General features: G+C 73.9%; 15 protein-coding genes. 1 reads left to right on the top strand and 14 read right to left on the bottom strand.

The features are described from left to right. Positions 1 to 98 precede the first annotated feature (98 nt). The 5 genes from KG111_RS04700 to KG111_RS04680 all read right to left on the bottom strand — a co-directional run bounded on the left by KG111_RS04700 (position 99) and on the right by KG111_RS04680 (position 4,908). Positions 99 to 1,943 (bottom strand): serine/threonine-protein kinase, encoded by a 1,845-nt coding sequence (locus KG111_RS04700; RefSeq protein ID WP_240195461.1) that lies wholly within the window; start codon positions 1,941 to 1,943, stop codon positions 99 to 101. A gap of 35 nt (positions 1,944 to 1,978) precedes the next feature. Then, on the bottom strand, positions 1,979 to 2,404 hold the full coding sequence (locus KG111_RS04695; protein ID WP_205290534.1) for an MmcQ/YjbR family DNA-binding protein: 426 nt from the start codon (positions 2,402 to 2,404) through the stop codon (positions 1,979 to 1,981). Between the two features lie 52 nt (positions 2,405 to 2,456). Continuing rightward, complete coding sequence (locus KG111_RS04690; RefSeq protein ID WP_205290786.1) at positions 2,457 to 3,533, bottom strand: branched-chain amino acid aminotransferase; 1,077 nt, start codon at positions 3,531 to 3,533, stop codon at positions 2,457 to 2,459. Between the two features lie 80 nt (positions 3,534 to 3,613). Further along, positions 3,614 to 4,720, bottom strand: a complete 1,107-nt coding sequence (locus tag KG111_RS04685; protein WP_205290535.1) for a 3-isopropylmalate dehydrogenase — start codon at positions 4,718 to 4,720, stop codon at positions 3,614 to 3,616. A gap of 11 nt (positions 4,721 to 4,731) precedes the next feature. Further along, positions 4,732 to 4,908: a hypothetical protein gene (locus KG111_RS04680; RefSeq protein ID WP_205290536.1), complete on the bottom strand. Its 177-nt coding sequence runs from the start codon at positions 4,906 to 4,908 to the stop codon at positions 4,732 to 4,734. A gap of 452 nt (positions 4,909 to 5,360) precedes the next feature. Here KG111_RS04680 and KG111_RS04675 point away from each other — a divergent pair, with 452 nt between their 5' ends. Then, on the top strand, positions 5,361 to 5,930 hold the full coding sequence (locus KG111_RS04675; RefSeq protein ID WP_205290537.1) for an O-methyltransferase: 570 nt from the start codon (positions 5,361 to 5,363) through the stop codon (positions 5,928 to 5,930). A 37-nt stretch (positions 5,931 to 5,967) separates the two neighbouring features. On the opposite strand, the gene KG111_RS04670 is transcribed toward KG111_RS04675, so the two are convergent. The 9 genes from KG111_RS04670 to KG111_RS04630 are packed head-to-tail and all read right to left on the bottom strand — an operon-like array spanning position 5,968 to position 17,451. Next, positions 5,968 to 6,834 (bottom strand): double zinc ribbon and FHA domain-containing protein, encoded by an 867-nt coding sequence (locus tag KG111_RS04670; RefSeq protein WP_205290538.1) that lies wholly within the window; start codon positions 6,832 to 6,834, stop codon positions 5,968 to 5,970. Beyond that, a complete protein-coding gene (locus KG111_RS04665) occupies positions 6,831 to 8,117 on the bottom strand; it encodes a vWA domain-containing protein (protein WP_205290539.1) in 1,287 nt (428 codons plus the stop codon). Before KG111_RS04665 ends, KG111_RS04670 begins: the two co-directional genes overlap by 4 nt. Next, positions 8,110 to 9,360: a PP2C family protein-serine/threonine phosphatase gene (locus KG111_RS04660; RefSeq protein ID WP_307855879.1), complete on the bottom strand. Its 1,251-nt coding sequence runs from the start codon at positions 9,358 to 9,360 to the stop codon at positions 8,110 to 8,112. The genes KG111_RS04665 and KG111_RS04660 overlap by 8 nt, the downstream gene beginning before the upstream one ends. Then, entirely contained in the window at positions 9,357 to 11,759 is a 2,403-nt protein-coding gene (locus tag KG111_RS04655; protein WP_205290540.1) for a serine/threonine-protein kinase, read from the bottom strand. The genes KG111_RS04660 and KG111_RS04655 overlap by 4 nt, the downstream gene beginning before the upstream one ends. Further along, positions 11,756 to 12,886: a hypothetical protein gene (locus KG111_RS04650; RefSeq protein ID WP_205290541.1), complete on the bottom strand. Its 1,131-nt coding sequence runs from the start codon at positions 12,884 to 12,886 to the stop codon at positions 11,756 to 11,758. Before KG111_RS04650 ends, KG111_RS04655 begins: the two co-directional genes overlap by 4 nt. A 20-nt stretch (positions 12,887 to 12,906) precedes the next feature. After that, complete coding sequence (locus tag KG111_RS04645; RefSeq protein WP_205290542.1) at positions 12,907 to 13,860, bottom strand: glutamate ABC transporter substrate-binding protein; 954 nt, start codon at positions 13,858 to 13,860, stop codon at positions 12,907 to 12,909. After that, the gene (locus tag KG111_RS04640; protein WP_205290543.1) at positions 13,857 to 15,170 is read right to left on the bottom strand and encodes a GlnX family signal transduction membrane protein; all 1,314 of its coding nucleotides are present in this window, start codon (positions 15,168 to 15,170) and stop codon (positions 13,857 to 13,859) included. Before KG111_RS04640 ends, KG111_RS04645 begins: the two co-directional genes overlap by 4 nt. Then, positions 15,167 to 16,942: an AAA family ATPase gene (locus KG111_RS04635; protein ID WP_240195439.1), complete on the bottom strand. Its 1,776-nt coding sequence runs from the start codon at positions 16,940 to 16,942 to the stop codon at positions 15,167 to 15,169. The genes KG111_RS04640 and KG111_RS04635 overlap by 4 nt, the downstream gene beginning before the upstream one ends. Next, entirely contained in the window at positions 16,939 to 17,451 is a 513-nt protein-coding gene (locus tag KG111_RS04630; RefSeq protein ID WP_205290544.1) for a hypothetical protein, read from the bottom strand. Before KG111_RS04630 ends, KG111_RS04635 begins: the two co-directional genes overlap by 4 nt. Between the last annotated feature and the right edge of the window lie 17 nt (positions 17,452 to 17,468).

The following is a 17,468-nucleotide window of genomic DNA, read 5'->3' as shown; positions in this document are numbered from 1 at the left end:
GCGGTGGCCATGGGGCTCAGTGTGCCACGTCGCCGCCGCCGGGGATCGTGCGGACCGGCGGCTCCCGGTTGGCCCTCGGGCGGCCCCCGGGTGACGCCTCAGAGCCCGAAGGGCCCCTGGGGCCACGGCGTCCAGCTCACGCCCTGCCCGGCGACCACCAGCCCGAGCAGCACCGCCACCCCGAGCAGCGAGGCGCAGCCCACGAGCCACGGCAGCGGGCGGCGGCACACCGGCACCAGCACCCGGGAGAGCGGCGAGCGGAACCGGCTGGCGCCAGGGCCGGTCCACAGCGCCAGGCCGAGGGTGGCACCGCAGGCCAGCAGCGTGCTGGGCAGGTCGAGCGCCAGCGCGTAGCAGATCAGGCCCGCGGCCAGCCCGAGCCCAGCGCTCCAGGTCACCAGCACCACGGTGCCGGTCAGCGCGCGGACCAGGTGCCAGGGGCTGGAGACGACCAGCCCGGGGACGTCGTACCACTTGGGGCCGCGGGTGGCACGCCGCCCGGCCAGCGCGGAGCCGGTCAGCGAGCCGGTGCGCAGCAGCCACACCGCGAGCACCACGACCGCCGTGGCCACCCACGGTGCCACCGCGAAGCCGGTGCCGAGCACGACCGCGCCGAGCCCGACCAGCGTCCAGCGCCGCAGCCGCTCGGCCAGGGGCGCCTGCGGCGCCGGTCCGTAGGCCGGGTCGAACGCCGGGTCGTAGGCCGGGTCGAACGCCGGCCCGTGCGCCGGCCCGTGCGCCGGGTCGTACGACGCGGGCGCCGCGACCCCGTGCGCGCGGTCCCAGTCCTGCTCCATGCGCCGCACCACGTCCGGGGCCGGCGCCGGTGCCGTGACCGGCTGTGGCGCTGCGGCCGGCGCCGCGACCGGCGGCGGAGGCGGTGCGACAGGGGGCGGCGGTGCCGCTGCCCGAACCGGCGGCTGCGGCGGGGCGACCTCGGTGGGCAGGACCCGGGTTCCGGAGCTCGCGGGCTCGACCACCGTGGCGACGTCGTCGGTCGCCGGCGCCGCCGGAGCCGCCGGAGCCGCCGGTGTGGTGCGGTCGTTGCCGGAGGCCAGCGCGAGCGGCAGCGTGAAGTCGTCGTCGCTCGGCGTGCCCGAAGCGAACAGCCCTCCCGGCGGCGGCACGGGCGGCAGCTCGGGGCGGGTGCTGAGCGGGCGGAGCCAGGCGAGCAGCTCGCTGAGCAGCGGCCGCTCCAGGGGGTCGGGGTGCAGGGCGGCGGCGAGCACGTCGGCCAGCGGCTGCTCGATGCCGCGCAGGTCGTGCTGGCCGCGCCGGGTGCGGTCCATGATCGCCATCGCCGGGCCGCGGCCGTAGGGGGCGCGGCCGCTGGCGGCGTACGCCACGGTCGCGGCCCAGGCGTGCACGTCGGCGGCCGGGGTGGCCTCCTCGCCGTAGAGCACCTCGGGGGCCAGGTAGCCGGGGGCGCCGAGCAGCCAGCCGGTCTGGGTGAGCCGCACGTCCTCGGCGACCCGGGCCAGGCCGAAGTCGATGAGGATCGGGGTGCGGCCCTCCATCAGCACGTTGCCGGGCTTGATGTCGCGGTGCAGCACCCCGACCGCGTGCACCGCGGCGAGGCCCTCGGCCAGGCAGCCGGCGAGCCAGTACAGGTCGGGGCCGGTGACGGGGCCCTCGGCGGCGACGTGCTCGTGCAACGACAGCCCGGGCACGTAGCGGGTGACCACGAAGGGCACCTCGGCCCACGGGTCGGCCGTGATCATCTCGGCCACGTACGGGCTGCGCACCCGGCGCAGCGAGCCGACCTCGCGGGCCAGCCGGCCCCGGGCCTCCTCGTCGCCGACCACCTGCGGGCGCAGCACCTTCAGCGCCACCCGCCGCCCGTCGGGGCCGCTGGCCAGGTGCACGATGCCCATGCCGCCCTCCCCCAGCCGGGTGAGCAGGGTGTAGTCCCCGACCCGGACGGGTGCGTCGTCGGAGCGCATCGTCACAGCCCGAGGCTACCGGTGGACCACCTCGGTCAAGGCCCAGGCGGGGCCGAGCGGGCCTCGAGCTCGGCGAGCAGCCGCTTCGGTGCGACCCGCCGGTAGGAGGCGTCGACGAGCTCGGCGACCTCGTCCCAGTCGACGTCCGGACCCGCGAGGTCGATCGCCCGGCCGCCGGAGGGGCCGTAGTAGGCGGGCACGAAGAACCGCTCGTCGGCGTCGAGGGCGGGCAGGTCGACGGCGTCGGGGGTGAAGATCAGCGCGCTGGGCACCATGCGGTGCTCACCGGGGCGGATCTTCTCCGAGCCGCCGAACACCGCGAAGACCTTGCCGCCGGCACCGGCGCGGAAGATCGGCCGCCCGTGGCTGACCTTCTCCTCCGCGCCCGGGAACGTCAGGCAGATCCGGCGCAGCTCGCCCAGGCCGGGGTCGTCGTCGCTGAACATGACCGGGTGCGCCATGGCGCCCATTCAAGCACCTGGGCACCCCGGCCGCGATCGAACCTCGGGACGCTCAGATGCGGTGCATCCACCCGAAGGTGTCGTCGACCTTGCCGAGCTGCACCCCGACGAGCTCCTCGCGGATCCGCATGGTGAGGTCCTGGCTGGCGGGCGCCGGCACCTCGCCGCCGGCCCACTTCAAGGAGCCGACCGGCGTGACGACAGCGGCGGTGCCGCAGGCGAAGATCTCGGTGATCCGGCCGCTGGTGACGCCCTCGCGCCACTCGTCGATGCCGAAGCGGCGCTCGGTGACCTGGTGGCCCATCTTCTCGGCGAGCTCGATGATCGAGGCGCGGGTGATGCCCTCGAGGATGGTGCCGGTCTCCGGGGTGACGATGGAGCCGTCGTCGAAGACGAAGTAGGTGTTCATCCCGCCGAGCTCCTCGACGTACTTGCCCTCCTGGGCATCGAGGAAGACCACCTGGTCGCAGCCGGCCGCGGTGGCCTCCTGCTGCGCGACCAGCGAGCTGGCGTAGTTGCCGCCGGTCTTGGCCGCGCCCATGCCGCCGCGCCCGGCGCGGGTGTACTCCTCGGTCAGCCACAGGTTGACCGGCTTGATGCCGCCCTTGAAGTAGGCGCCGGCAGGGCTGGCGATCACCATGAAGGTGACGTGCTGGGCGGGCCGGACGCCGAGGAACTTCTCCGAGGCGAACATGAAGGGCCGGATGTAGAGGCTCTTCTCGCCGCCGTCGGCGTTGCCGGGCACCCAGCGGGCGTCGACCTTGACGAGCTCCTCGACCGCCTCGACGAAGTCCGGGACCTCGAGCACGGGCAGGGCGAGGCGCTGGCTGGAGCGCTTCATCCGCGCGGCGTTGGCCTCGGGGCGGAACAGCCACAGCGAGTCGTCGTCGTGGCGGTAGGCCTTCATCCCCTCGAAGGTCTCCTGCGCGTAGTGCAGCACCGCGGCGGCCGGGTCGAGCGTGATCGGGCCGTACGGCGTGATCCGCGCGTCGTGCCACTGCTTCTCCGGGGTCCACTCGATGGTCAGCATGTGGTCGGAGAAGTACTGACCGAAGCCCGGGTTGGCCAGGATCTCCGCCAACCGGGCGTCGTCGGTGGGGTTCGCAGAGAGCGTGGTGGTGATCTGCATGCTCATGAATCTAGTCCTCTGGGTTCGCGCGGGTGAGTGCTGGTCGGCTGCGCGCGGCGAGGGGAGGTCCCCGCGGGCGCTCAGCCGGCTACTCGCGCGGCGATCGCGTCGCCGACCTCGGGGGTACGACGCTGCGTGCCGGGCTCGCGCGCGGTCAGGTCGGCGAGCACGGCGGCCTCGATCTTCGCGGCGGCCTCGGGGTGGCCGAGGTGGTCGAGCAGCAGCGCGCCGGACAGGATCGCGGCGGTGGGGTCGGCGATGAGCTGACCGGCGATGTCGGGCGCGGAGCCGTGCACCGGCTCGAACATCGACGGCGCGGTGCGGTCGGGGTTGACGTTCCCGGAAGCCGCCAGGCCGATGCCGCCGGTGATCGCGGCGGCGAGGTCGGTGATGATGTCGCCGAACAGGTTGTCGGTGACGATCACGTCGAAGCGCTGCGGGTCGGTGGTCAGGTAGATCATCACCGCGTCGATGTGGGCGTAGTCGGTGGTGACGTCGGGGTACTCCGCGGCCACCTCGGAGAAGATCCGCCACCACACCGAGCCGGCGTTGACCAGCACGTTGGTCTTGTGGACCAGGGTGAGCTTGCGGCGCGGGCGCTTCTGGGCGCGGGCGAAGGCGTCGCGGATGACCCGCTCCACACCGAAGGCGGTGTTGACCGAGACCTCGGTGGCGACCTCGGCCGGGGTGCCGACGCGCAGCGCGCCGCCGTTGCCGGTGTAAGGGCCCTCGGTGCCCTCGCGGACCACCACGAAGTCGATGTCGCCCTTGGCGAGCACGTCGGCCGACAGCGGCGAGACGGAGCCGGGGAACAGGCGCGAGGGACGCAGGTTCACGTAGTGGTCGAGAGCGAAGCGCAGCTTGAGCAGCAGGCCGCGCTCCAGGATGCCCGGGGGCAGGTTGGGGTCGTTCGGCTTGCCGCCGACCGCGCCGAGCAGGATCGCGTCCTGCCCGCGGATCTCCTCGAGCACGCTGTCGGGCAGCACCTCGCCGGTGGTCAGGTACCGCTCGGCCCCGAGGTCGTAGCGGGTCTGGGCGAACTTCAGGTCCGCGGGCGCGGCGGCCTCGAGCACCTTGAGCGCCTCGACGGTGACCTCGCGCCCGATGCCGTCACCGGGGATGACGGCCAGGTTGACGTGGCCCGTCGAGGTGGTGGCGGATCCGGCTGCTGCAGAGGTGTCGGTCATGACGTAGGAGATTAGTTGTCGTCGGGACGGGCGTCGTCACCGTCTCGCAGGACAGCGACCCCCGCAGCGGTGTGGCTGCGCAGCGGGTGATCGGGGTCATGCTTGGCCGGCCCCCACTCGCGGGCGTTCTCGGCGGTGCGGGCGTGCGGGCGGGTGCGGGGGCGGGTCTGCAGTGCGGTGGTGTTCATGGCGGTCTCCGGGAGGTCTCGGTTCGGCGGTGTCGACTGCCCCGGGCTCTCCCATCGCGACGCGTGGGCGTCAGCGTGGGGGTCTCACGACCTCGACTGCGACGCGGGCTGCGGTCCGGTGCCGGGCGATGGTGCCGGCCGGTGGACCCGCCGACGTGCGTCGGAGATGCGCGGGGCTCGATGAAGATGGATCGAGAAGCCCACGCGGGATGGGAACGCCGCAGTCACCGCGGCGAGGTGGCCTCTCTCAGGCCCCGCCGCGGCGCACGATTACGAGAAGAGCGTTCCGCATGATGTGAGCAGCATAACCACAATCCTCGGGGCTTGTCTGCGTGGGGCGCGCGGGGCGCGCCGACGCGTGGACGCGCCGCGAGCCGTGGACGTCGTACGACGTGCCCGGCATCCGAGATGCGTCGAACGAGCCGCTCGCGCCCGGGTGGGACACTCGAGACATGAGCGCGCCCCCCGACCTGCCCGACGTGGTCAGCCGCGCGTTCGACGTGTGCCGTCGCGCCGGCTACGTCGCCTTCTGCCGCAACGAGACGGGGCGGCTGCTCGCCACCCTGGCCGCCACCCGCGAGGGCACGATGGCGGAGTTCGGCACCGGCTGCGGTGTCGGCACGGCCTGGTTGCGCTCAGGTGTGCGCAACGACAAGGCGCGGATCGTGACGGCGGAGCTGAACCCGAAGCTGGCGGCTGCGGCGACCGAGATCTTCGTCGCCGACCCGCTCGTCGACGTGCTGGCCGCGGACTGGTCGACGCTGAAGGACAAGGGCCCGTTCTCGCTGCTGTTCCTGGACTCCGGCGACCCGGACGCGGTGCGGGTGGACCAGATCGCCGACCTGATCGAGCCGGGCGGCATCGTGGTCCTCGACGACTTCGTGCCGTGCGAGATGTGGCCGCCGATCACCGGCGGTCGGGTCGACATCCTGCGCGAGGAGTGGCTGACCGACGAGCGGTTCACCACCGTCGAGGTGCTGGTGGCGACCGACGCCTCCGCGCTGATCGCCACCCGCCACTGAGCTACCCCCAGACCTCGCTGGCTCAGACCTCGCTGGCTCAGACCTCGCCGGGCTGTGCCCGGCGGATCACGATCCGCGTCCACGCACCCAGGTAGAGCCGGGCGTCGGGGCCGAGCTCGCGCTTCTCCCCCGCCGGCACCGGGGTGCTCGGCAGCGAGCCGAGGGTGGTGCCGAGGTAGGTGCCGTTGGAGGAGCCGAGGTCCTCCACCCACCAGCGTCGGCCGTCGGTGGTGAGCTGACAGTGCCGGCGGCTGATCCCGTTGTCGTTGGACAGGTCGATGTCGGGTGAGATCCCGCGGCTGCGCGAGGCGCGGCCGACGAGGATCGAGGTGCTGCGCAGCGCCACCACCGTGGGCACTCCGGCCGAGGGCAGGGGGTCGTCGGACTCCGCCTCGGCGTACCAGTCGGGATCGATCCAGACCTCGGCCACCCAGGCCTCGGTGAGCGGCGGCGCCACGCTCGGCGACGCGACCGGAGCGGACGGAGCCGAGGGAGCCGACGGAGCCGGGGAGCTGCCGGTGTCCGCCGGGGCGGGCGGCGTCGCGCCGGACAGGAGCGCGTCGAGGTCGAGGATCGACGGCGTGACCGGGCGCGGCATCGAGCCCGTGGTGAAGTCGTAGCCACAGGCTTCGCAGAACAGTGCGTTCGGCGGGTTGACGGCGTCGCAGTTCGGGCAGGTGGCGGCGTCCGCCGGCGAGCCTGCCGCATCACCTGCCGACGCACCTGACGACGCGCCTGCAGCCGAGCCCGCGGACGGTCCCGAGGGCGCCCCGGAGGCCGCCTCGTCCGGGCCGGCCGCGGCGGGAGCACCGCCGGCGGGAGCACCGCCGGGCGGGATGGGCAGGCCGCAGGTGTCGCAGTAGTCCTCGGCCTGGGAGGTGTGCCCTGACGGGCAGATGCTCATGAAGGCTCCTTGCGGATCCGGGTGGTCTTCGTGGAGGCGGTGTCGAGCGCCATCTCGTCGGCCTTGTCGACGGTGCGCTTGAGCCGGATGGTGCCGGTGGCCTCGTTGTCGATGTCGACGACCTTGCGCAGCTTGCTGGTGGCCTCGTCGTTGCCGGTCTCCGCGGCCAGCTGCACCGCGCGGCCCAGCTTGGTGGTGGCGGTGGCCTCGTCGCCGGCGGCCTTGGCGGCCAGGCCGTCCTGGATCGCCGCGGCGAGCTCGGTCTGGCCGGTGTAGTGGGCGACCTGCTGGTCGATGCGGGTGGTGAGCTCGGAGTTCGACGACCAGGTGGCCTTCACCAGGCCCTGGGTGACCACGTCGGAGCCGATCGCCAGCTGCACCCGGGCGGCGAGCTGCTCCTGGCCGACGGCCTTCGCCGGGACCCGGACGGCGACGTGGTAGTCGCGGGACTCATCTGCCCACGCACCCGTCGGGTAGTCCCCGGTGAGCGCGTTGACCGGGGTACGACGGTGGGTGAGGTCCTCGACGCTGGGCGAGACCTGCCGCACGAACAGCACCTGCGCGCCCTGCGGCGTCCACACCCGCAGCGAGGCGTCGGCGACGCCGCGCGACATCGCCTTGCGCATGATCTCCTGGAACTGCGCGCGCATCTGCTGGGGGGAGGGAATGATGTCGACGGTGCCGAGCAGCGCCTGGGCGATGCGGCGGATCTCGGCGACCTGCCAGTCCGTGCCGGCGCCGCGGCAGTCGGCCTGGTAGTAGCCGGTGGCCCGGTTGATCGCATCGTCGAGGCGGCCCGGACGCTCCCGGTTCTCCCCGTCGGTCAGCAGCAGCACGTGACGCTGGGTGACCTCGGGCACGGAGGCGAAGAGCTGGCCGGCGAGGTCGAGCCAGGTGCTGATCGCCGTACCGCCGGAGCCGACGAAGCGGCTGATCGCGGTGGCCGCCTCGGTGCGGGCGCGGGCGTCCATCCGGACCATGCCGGGGCCCGAGGAGACCTGCGGGTAGGCCAGCATCGCGCGGTCGGCGCCGGCCACCACGGCGAACCAGGTGCCGTCGACGATCTCGGCGAGCGCGGCCTGCGCGGCGTCCTTGGCGGCGGCCATCGTGGCCGGGCCCATCGAGCCGGAGGTGTCGACGATGATGATCTCGCCCGCCGCGCCCGATCCCGAGCGCCCCGCGGTGCCGGCGCCGCGGCACGTGATCGTGACGATCGCGTTGACGTCGGTCGCCCCGTCGGCGAGGAACTCGTTCTGGTAGACGGCGGCGCTGAACTCAGCCATCGCTCGGCTCTCCTCCTGCTGCGCCCGCGGGCGCGGTCTCGGTGGTGGTCTCGGGGATCGCGGTCTCGGGGGCCGGGCCTGCATCCTGCCCGAGGTCCTGCTCGCCGCCGGTGCCCAGCGGCGCGGAGCTGACCTCCACCCGGGCGAGGGCGACGGTGATGTTGTCCTGCCCACCGCAGTCGTTGGCGAACCTCACCAGGGCGTGGGCGAGGGCGGCCGGGTCGGTGGTGCCCGCGGCGTGCACCTGCTCGCGCAGCGCCTGCGGGGTGGAGGCGTAGTTCCACAGCCCGTCGGAGCAGGCGAGCAGCCAGCCCGACTCGTCCACCTCCAGCGACCCCACGGTGGGGGTGGGGTCCTCGGAGTCGCGGCCCAGCCACTTGGTGATGGCGTGCGCCTGCGGCCCGGCCTCGGCGACCTCGCGGGGAACCCCGCTCGCCATCTGCAGCTGGGCCAGGGAGTCGTCGACGGTCAGCTGCAGCGGCTCGCCGGCGTCGGGCAGCCAGTAGCACCGGGAGTCGCCGATGTTGCCCCAGCTGATCCGGACCCCCTCCAGCACCGCGACGGTGAAGGTCGCCGAGGCCGGGTTCGGCGAGTCCGGGTCGGTGACCGCGACGATCGCGGTGTTGGCGGCGGCCGCGGCGTCGGTGAGCACCTTGCGGACCGCGGCCTCGCGGCTGCCGGGCGTGGCCATCCCGACGGGCAGCGGCATCCGCAGCACCTCGCGTGCGGCCCGCGCGCCGGCCAGGGAGGCGACGTCGGAGTCGATGGAGTTGGAGACGCCGTCCAGCACCACCAGCACGGCCCGCGAGCCGGGCTCCTCGCCGGCGAGCAGGGCCATGGCGTCCTCGTTGCGGTTCTTGCGCAGCGCCCTGTCGCACACGCCGGCGACCCAGGAGGCGGGCTGCTCGACGAAGTGGTCGCGCTCGGTGGGCGCCTTGGTGCCGCACTCGGTGCAGTACCGGTCCGGGCCCACCTCTCCCCCGCACTCCGCGCACGGGCGCCGGCCCGCCTCCGGCGGGTCGGGCAGGGAGGCGGCCGGCCGGCGGGTCGGTGCGCTGATCGGTGCGTCCCCGACCGGTTCGGCGCCCCAACCGGCGTCGTACGGCGTGCTGGGCACCGTCACGTGCGCCTGCGGCGTCGCCGGTACGGCGCCGGTGACTCCCAGCGCCGCGCCGCAGCTCTCGCAGAAGCGCGCTTCCGCGGCCACGACGGCACCGCAGGACGGGCAGGGGGGACAGCTCACGTCAGGCTCCAGTTCCGGACCGAGTTGGCCTGGTTGACCAGGGCCACCCGCTCCTGCAGGTCGATGCTGTCACGGGCCAGGGCACGCAGCGCGCTCTCCAGCCCGTCGCGGACGTCGGTCTCGGTGGCACGCACCGAGCCGATGGTGGCCCCCGGGGGGACCTGGGTGCCGGGCAGCAGCCGCAGCGCCTCGGCGAGGATCCGCACCACGAGCCGGTGCCGGGCGCGGTCGTCGAGGCTGGAGGACTCGGCGGTGCGCATCGCCTGGTCGAGCAGGGCGAGGTCGGGGGTGCCGCCGGAGAGCAGCACCTCCGCGCGCAGCTGCCGGCTCTCGGTGTAGCCGCGGCTGGTGGTCGGCACCTGGTCGAGGGCGGCGACCGCGCCGGTGACGTCGCCGCGCTCGGCACGCACCCGGGCGACGCCGAAAGCCGCCGGTGACACGTAGGCGGCGTCGGTGGCCAGGCACACCGCGTAGAGACCCTCGGAGACCTCGGGCAGGCCGCCGCGCTCGCAGGCGAACGCCAGCGCCAGCTTGGGGGCGAGCTCGCCGGGCACCTGCTGGTAGACGGCGTTGAACGCGGCCTGGGCGGTGTCCCAGTCGCCCGCCTGGACCGCGGCGAGACCCTCGACCCACAGGGCCCGCCACTCCCACGGGTCGTCGGCCAGCAGCGCCTGGGCGTGGGCCTTGGCGGTGACCGGGTCGCCGAGCTCGAGGGCGGCGCGGGCGCGGGCCAGCCACACCTCGGCGCTGTCCTCCGGGGCGCGCTGCAGGTCGCTGAGCCGCTGCGCGGGGTCCTCGGAGCCGATGGTCGAGAGCCAGGCGGCCTGCGGGTCGGTGCTGTCCTCGCGCAGCCGCGGCAGCTGGTCCCATCCGCCGATCGCGCGGGCGGTGGCGGGCGCGGTGAACAGCACCGAGGCCGCCGACGTCGTCGCCGTGCCCTTGCGCTTGCGGGCGACCACCTCGCGCAGCACTCCCAGCACCTGGCTGCGCAGCTCGTCGACGGAGGCGAACCGGTCGGCCGGGTCGGGGGCACAGCACTTGGCCAGCAGGTGGTAGAGCGAGTCGTAGGTCTGGAACAGCGGAGTCGACTCCACCGGCGGCAGCGAGTGCAGGTAGGTGCCCTGGTAGCCGCGGAACTCCATGGTCAGCACGACCAGGGTGCGCCCGATCGTGTAGATGTCGGAGGCCACCGACGGGCCGACCTCGGCGACCTCGGGCGCCTGGTAGCCGACGGTGCCGTAGATGGCGGAGTCGTGGTCGTCGATGCGACGCACGCCGCCGAGGTCGATCAGCTTCATCGCGTCACCGACCTGGATCATGTTGTCGGGCTTGAAGTCGCAGTAGACCAGCCCGAGGTCGTGCAGGTACTGGAAGGCCGGCAGCAGCTCGAGGATGTAGGCGAGCGCCTGGTCCACCGGCAGCGGGTCGTAGGCGCCGTTGTTGGCGGCCATCCGCTGCTTGAGGATCTGCTTGAGCGACTTGCCGCCGACGTACTCCATGACGATGTAGCCGGCACCCTCGTGGGTGACGAAGTTGTAGATCTCCACGATCAGCGGGTGCTCGACCTGCGCGAGGAACTGCTGCTCGGCGATCGCGGCGGCCAGGGCGTCGGGGTCACCGGAGTTCAGCAGGCCCTTGAGCACGACCCAGCGGTTGGAGACGTTGCGGTCGCGGGCCAGGTAGATCCACCCGAGCCCGCCGTGCGCGAGGGCGCCGGCCACCTCGTACTGCCCGGCGACCAGGTCGCCGGGCTGCAGCTTGGGGGTGAAGGAGAACCGCTGCCCGCAGTTGGGGCAGAACCCCTCGCTGCGCCCGGGCAGGCCGTCGATGCTGCGGCCGACCGCGTTGCCGCACTTGGAGCAGTTCCGCTTCTCCTCGGGCACCTGCGGGTTCGCCATGATCGCGGCCGCGGCGTCCACCGGCGGCGCCGGCGGTACGACGGTCAGGCCGGCCCCGAGTCGTGCGGTGCGCATCCGCTGCGAGCCGGTGCGGGTGCGTCGGGTGGCGAGGCTGCCGGTGGCGCCGGCACGCCTGGAGCCGATCGCCGCGGACTGCACCCGGCTGGCGGAGGTGGCGGCGGTGCCGTCACGTCCCGACAGCGGCTGGGTCTCCTGCAGCGCGGCGACCTCGGCGACCCGGGCGCCGGGCACCGCGGGCGCACCGCACACGTCGCAGTAGCCGTCGAGGATCGTGCCGGTGCAGCCCGGCTTGGCGCAGCCTGCGCCGTCGGCGCGCGCCGGGGTGCGCAGGGTGCCGGTGCCCGCGCCGGGGACGACGTCGGCGGCGACGGCCGAGGCACCCGCCGCGGCAGTGCCCGCGGGTGCGGCACCGGGCATGCCGCAGATGTCGCAGTAGCCGTCGAGGATGGTGCCGGTGCAACCCGGTTGGGTGCATTTCATCGCGCGGTCTCCTTCGCGAGCCAGGTCTGGTACGTGGTCACCATCTGCCGGGCGACCGACAGCGGGCACGGCCGACGCGCGAGCACCGCGCGCGCGGCCTCCTCGCTGGCGCGCAGGTCGGGGTTGCCGGCGACGCCGGTGGCGCTCGCCTTGGCGACGTAGGCGTCGAGCAGGCCGACGAGCTCGGTGTGCTCGGCGAGCGCGTCGGAGTAGGCGTGCTGGGCGTGCTCCATGGCTTGGGCGACCCGGTCCAGCCGCTGCAGGTAGCCGCCGATCTCGTCGGGGGTCACCGGCACCGGGCCGAGCAGGTCGACGTCGGGCACGGCGTAGCGCGGCGCGGGGTCGACGGTGGCCACGCAGGTCGCGGCCAGCTTGGCCAGCGCCGCCTCCCGGGCCTCCAGGTCCGCCCGCAGCTCGCGCGCGGAGAGGATCTGGTCACGGGCGTCGCGGCGCCGGGCGTTGCCCACGATCAGGTCGCGCTCGAAGGTGGCCGCCTCCGACTCCAGCGGGCCGAGCAGGCCGCCGACGTCGGCACCGCGCTCGGCGCGGTCGGTGAGGTCGCCCAGGCGTGCCAGCAGCCCGGCCAGGGTCTGCACGGAGGCGTCGCGGAAAGTGGCCGGCTCCAGGGCGATCTGGTCCCGGATCCGCTCCAGCTGGGCGCGCAGGTCCCGGATCCGCGCCGCGGAGCGGTCGGCGCCGGGCACCAGCGCGAGGCGGTTGCGCAGCTGGCCGGTGAGCGCGTCGCACAGCCGTCCGGCCTCGGGCAGCGAGACCGCCAGGCCGCCGGGCAGCTCGGTGGCGCCGTCGAGGCGCCCCCAGATCAGCCCGGAGATGCGCTCGCGGTCCTGGGCCAGCACCCGGCCGCCGTCCCACGCCGCGAGGACCAGCTGGTAGCGGTCGGCGGTGGCCTTCCACAGCGCCAGCGCCAGCGACATGTCGCCGGCCAGCTCGCCGCCGCGGCCGGCGGCCAGCGCCGCCTGGTCGAGCTGGTCGAGCTCGCTGCGCCGACCACGCAGCCAGTCGTCGAGGTCGCCGAGGTAGCGCTGGATCGCGGCCGGGTCGAGGGCGTCGCCCAGCTTGCCGGGGCCGCTCGGCGCGGTGATGCTCTGCGGGTTCGTGTGGGGCATGGTGGTGGGTCGCTCCCCGATCAACGGCCGTAGACCGGCTTGGGCGGTGCGGCGTCGACCTTCAGGTAGGGCTTGAGCCAGGTCCCGTACAGGCGCCGCCAGGTGCCGTCGCCGCGCATCCGGTCGAGCACGTTGTTGATGAACGCCGCCAGGGCCCGGTTCTCGCGGGCCACGGCCAGGCCGTAGGGCTCATCGGTCAGCTTCTTCTGCTCCGGCACGACCGCGTAGGGGTCCTGGGCGACGAGGCCGGCGAGCACCGTGTCGTCGCCGGTGATCGCGTCCACCTCGCCGCGCTGGAACTTGATCAGGCAACCGGTGTGGTTGTTGGCCGGCACCGGCTTCACCTCGGGCTCGATGTCGGCGATGTTGGCGATGCTCGTCGTGCCGGCAGGGGCGCAGACCTTCTTGCCCGCCAGGCTCTGCGGACCCGCGTACGACGTCGCCGCGTCGCTGCGCACCAGCACCTTCTGCGTGGCGTTGTAGTAGACCGTGGAGAACGAGACCTCCTGCCACCGGGCGCAGTTCATCGTCATGTTGCGCGCGACCATGTCGATCTCGCCGCTCTCCAGCAGGCCGATCCGCTCGCCGGCGGAGATCACCCGCAGCTGCAGGCTCACCCCGAGCGCGTCGGCGACCTCGCGGGCGACGTCGATGTCGAAGCCCTTGAGCCGACTGTCGGCGGGGTCGGTGAAGCCGAGCTGGTAGGTGTCGCCGGAGACGCCGACGACCAGACGGCCGCGGTCGCCCAGCTGGGCGCGGGCCGCGACGGCGTCGTCGCTGGGGGCGAACGACTTCGTCGGGTCGTCGCACTCCACCTGCGACGCCGGCGGTGCCGAGGATGAGGCGGCCTCCGGCTTGTCCGGCAGCGGGGTGTCGTCGTACCCGCAGGAGGCGAGGGTGCCCAGGGCGAGGACACCGCTGAGCAGCACCCCGAGCCGGGCCCCGCTGCCGCGGCGCTGACGTGCGCGGGTCATGCGAACTCCTTCCGTCGCTCGCCGATCCCTCGGGCCACCGCCACGGCGGCGGCGACCCCCAGGAGCAGCGTGAGCACGCTGAACAACAGGGCGAGGGCCCGGCCGCTGCGAAGCTCCTCGATCGCGGTGTCGCTGTTGCTGGTCACGGACTTCGCCGCGGCGCTGTCGAAGGCGTCCAGGGTGGCGGTGGAGCCCTTCGGGGAGATCGCGAGCTCGACCGCCTCCTCCCACCGGCCGCTCTCGTCGAGCCCGACGATCTTGTCGTGGTCGGCGACGTAGGCGTTCCACTGGACCTCGTGGGAGGTGCCGGAGTCGGTGACCGCCTTCGAGGAGGCCTGCCAGGCCTCCTCGAACGTCGCGCCCGAGCCGCGCTTGATCAGCCGCAGGCTCTCGTTGGCCTTCGCGTCGTTCGCGGCGGTGCGGGCCGTCGCCTCGGACACGGCGGCCGCGAACTCGTCCTCACGCAGGCTGTCGTTGGCGGTGTCGCGGACTCCGGCGCCGATCACGCTCAGCGCGGTCACCACCGCCACGACCAGCACGGCCACGGCCACGCCCTTGTTGATCCGGCGCCGGAAGTGCCGGGCGAGCCGGGAGTTCAGCCACACCAGCACTCCCGCCACGGTCAGCCCGAGGAGCAGCAGGAAGACCGGGTGCTGCCCGCCCATCGCGTCCTCGGCCCGCTCGGTGTTGGCCTCGACGAGCTCGGCCAGGATCGGCAGGGCGTCGGCCCGCAGCGCCGTGCTGGCACCGGAGAGGTACTCCGCACCCAACGGGTAGCGCTGCCGGTTGTAGTCGCGGGCCTGCGCGACCCCGGTGGTGTACCGGTCGACCTCGACGTTGAGCGCGGCCAGCGCGTTGCCGTCGGCGGGCTGGGCCTCGGCCGCCGCCACGACCAGGCGCAGCACGCTCTCGATCGCGTCGTCGTACTCGGCGCGCTGGGCGGGGTCCTCCAGGCCGCCGGCCAGGAACGTGTTCGTCGCCAGCGCGTCGGCGCGCAGCAGCGAGGACTGGATCTCCTGCACCCGGACCAGCTGCTCGGTGTCGTCGGCGGCACGGCCGTCGGCCTGCCAGCCGCTGAACTGGAGCAGGGCGCTGAGCAGCCCGAAGACGATCGCGGTGCTCATCCCGATCAGCTGCCAGCGGTTGAGCAGGCCCGGGGTGTCGACGTACGGCGCGACCTGCCCCTGGCCCGGCTGCGCACCCGGCGCGGCCTGCATCGAGGTCGAGGCCCCGGGCTGCGTCCCCGGCTGCGCCGCGGCGGGGACGCCGCCGGGAGCGGGCACCACCTGCGGCTTGGCGGTCTGGCTCACGGTTCCTCCGTGCTCTCGGGCTGGGTCTCGTCCTCGGGCTGGTCCTCGGGCTGGTCCTCGGGCTGGTCCTCGGGCGGGTCCTCAGTCGGTGCCTCGAACGGCTCGACGGTGTCGGCGGGCAGCGGGTCGGCCGGTGCGACCAGCTCTCCGGTCTCACCGGGCTCACCGGGCTCACCGGGCGCGTCGGGGGCGTCGGGGTCCTCGTTGGGGTCCGCGACGAGGTCGGCGGCCTCCAGGGTGCGCAGCTGCTCCAGGGTGGGCTCGGCCACCTCCCGCAGCCGCCACGCGTGGTGCCCGATGGCCGCCTCGAGCAGGTTGCGCACGAACCGGGCGTTGCCGAAGGACGGACCGCGCTCGGTCGCGGCGAGGATCTCGCGCAGCCGGGCGAGCACGTCCTCGCCGGCGTCGTAGTCGGCACCGACCGCCATCGAGGAGAAGATCGCGACGAGCTCGTCGTCGGTGTAGTCGGTGAAGTCGATGGTGGTGCGGAAGCGGCTCTCCAGGCCCGGGTTCTCCGAGATGAAGACCATCATCGGCACCGGGTAGCCGGCGACGATGACCACCAGGTCGTCGCGGCGGTCCTCCATCTCCTTGACCAGGGTGTCGATGGCCTCCTTGCCGTACTGGTCACCGGAGAGCGAGTACGCCTCGTCGATGAACAGCACACCGCCGGCCGCCGACGCCACCACCTCCGCGGTCTTCGCGGCGGTCTGGCCGAGGTAGCCGGCGACGAGCTCGGAGCGGTCCACCTCGACCAGCTGGCCCTTCGAGAGCAGGCCGAGGGCGCGGTAGATGCCGGCGACCAGGCGGGCCACCGTCGTCTTGCCGGTGCCGGGGTTGCCGTTGAAGACGAGGTGCCGGGTGATGGTCGGCGTCTCCAGGCCGGCCTTCTTGCGCAGCCCCTCGACCCGCAGCACCGCGGCCTGGCGGTGGATCTCGGCCTTGACGGTCTTGAGCCCGATGAGCGCGTCGAGCTCGGCGAGCAGCTCCTCGACGCTCTTCGCCGGCTCCTGGGGTGCCTCCGGCTCCGCCTCGCTCACCGGCGGCTCGGCGGCCTGCGACTGCGCGGTGCCCGTCGGCGGACCGGCCGGTGCCCCGGGCGCGGAGTCGGTGGGCACGGAGTCGGTGGGCACGGGGGCGTCCGGGACGGCGGACGGGTCGAACGGACCGGCGTCCAGGCCGTTCTGCTGACCCGGCTGACCCGGCTGACCCGGCTGATCTGGCTGTCCCGGCTGCTGGCCCATGTGGCCGAGCTGGCGCCGTACCTGCTCGCCGACCCGGCGGACCTGCTCCAGCGCGCTGTCGGCCACGCCCGGCACCGGCTGTCGTTCCGGCAGGTCGAAGGCGCCGCGGCCCTGGGCGGGCAGGGTCGGCGCGCCGCCGCCGAGCTGGGCGGTGGTGACCGTGGTGGCGGCGCCGACGGCCGCCGGCCCACCCTCGCCGAGGCCGCTGCCGGCCAGCGCCACGTCGGCCAGTGCTCCGGCGTAGTCGGCGGCGTGGGTGGAGCGCTCCAGCAGCAGCTGGTTCATCAGCGGCGTGGGGCCGGCCCGGAAGCGGTTGCCGCGCTTGGCGGCGAGCGCGTGCTCCTCCGCGGAGCGCTCCCGACCGGTCTGCGCACACCAGTCGACGAAGGCACCGCGGGAGCGCTCGGAGACGGTCGCGGCGACCGCCTCGCCCTCCGCACGGGCCAGGGACTCCTCGAGACCCGCGGCGCGGGCGACGGCCACGAGGGCGTCCAGCGCCGAGGCCAGGTCGGAGGCGGACGCGGTCATGGCGCTCCCAGGTTCAGGTCGGGGCCACCCGCGGAGGAGTGGCCGAACTTCGCCTCGAGGAACCGGCCGTGGGCGACCAGTGCCTGGGCGTCGGCACGGTTGGCGGCATCAGCGATCTGGTCCATCGTCGCGGCCAGCAGCTCCAGCTGCTCGACGAGGATCAGCAGGGCCGTCTTGCTCCCGTCGATCGGACGGCTGTCGGCCCACTCACGCGGCAGCCGCAGGTAGGACTTGAGCGCCTCGGGCAGGTAGTCGGTGGCCGTGGCCACCACCGAGTAGCTCTCCTGGCTGCCCAGCCCGAGCTGGCTGAGCCGCGGCAGCGTCTGGTGGATGGTGCGCGCGATCCGCACCACCCGCGACGTCACCACCGGGGGTGCGTTGTTGGCGGTGAGCATCGCGTTCACCTGGTTCAGCGCGACGAGGATGTCCTGCTCCGTCGGCGCCGGCGGTACGACGTACTCAGGCTCCTCGGCACGCCCTCGGCTGCGCCACCACGACCTCAGTCCCACCCGTGCCTCGTCCTGTC

Origin of the sequence: Nocardioides faecalis, from assembly GCF_018388425.1 — a bacterium.
Taxonomy (GTDB): domain Bacteria; phylum Actinomycetota; class Actinomycetes; order Propionibacteriales; family Nocardioidaceae; genus Nocardioides; species Nocardioides faecalis.
Note: the sequence above shows the minus strand (reverse complement) of the source record. Positions and strands in the feature narration are given on the sequence as shown.

Coding starts and splice junctions, on each gene's coding strand:
- KG111_RS04665 (WP_205290539.1), bottom strand. CDS start 8,117: ATGGCTGAGTTCAGCGCCGCCGTCTACCAGAACGAGTTCCTCGCCGAC.
- KG111_RS04700 (WP_240195461.1), bottom strand. CDS start 1,943: ATGCGCTCCGACGACGCACCCGTCCGGGTCGGGGACTACACCCTGCTC.
- KG111_RS04645 (WP_205290542.1), bottom strand. CDS start 13,860: ATGACCCGCGCACGTCAGCGCCGCGGCAGCGGGGCCCGGCTCGGGGTG.
- KG111_RS04655 (WP_205290540.1), bottom strand. CDS start 11,759: ATGAAATGCACCCAACCGGGTTGCACCGGCACCATCCTCGACGGCTAC.
- KG111_RS04675 (WP_205290537.1), top strand. CDS start 5,361: ATGAGCGCGCCCCCCGACCTGCCCGACGTGGTCAGCCGCGCGTTCGAC.
- KG111_RS04685 (WP_205290535.1), bottom strand. CDS start 4,720: ATGACCGACACCTCTGCAGCAGCCGGATCCGCCACCACCTCGACGGGC.
- KG111_RS04680 (WP_205290536.1), bottom strand. CDS start 4,908: ATGAACACCACCGCACTGCAGACCCGCCCCCGCACCCGCCCGCACGCC.
- KG111_RS04690 (WP_205290786.1), bottom strand. CDS start 3,533: ATGCAGATCACCACCACGCTCTCTGCGAACCCCACCGACGACGCCCGG.
- KG111_RS04695 (WP_205290534.1), bottom strand. CDS start 2,404: ATGGCGCACCCGGTCATGTTCAGCGACGACGACCCCGGCCTGGGCGAG.
- KG111_RS04650 (WP_205290541.1), bottom strand. CDS start 12,886: ATGCCCCACACGAACCCGCAGAGCATCACCGCGCCGAGCGGCCCCGGC.
- KG111_RS04635 (WP_240195439.1), bottom strand. CDS start 16,942: ATGACCGCGTCCGCCTCCGACCTGGCCTCGGCGCTGGACGCCCTCGTG.
- KG111_RS04670 (WP_205290538.1), bottom strand. CDS start 6,834: ATGAGCATCTGCCCGTCAGGGCACACCTCCCAGGCCGAGGACTACTGC.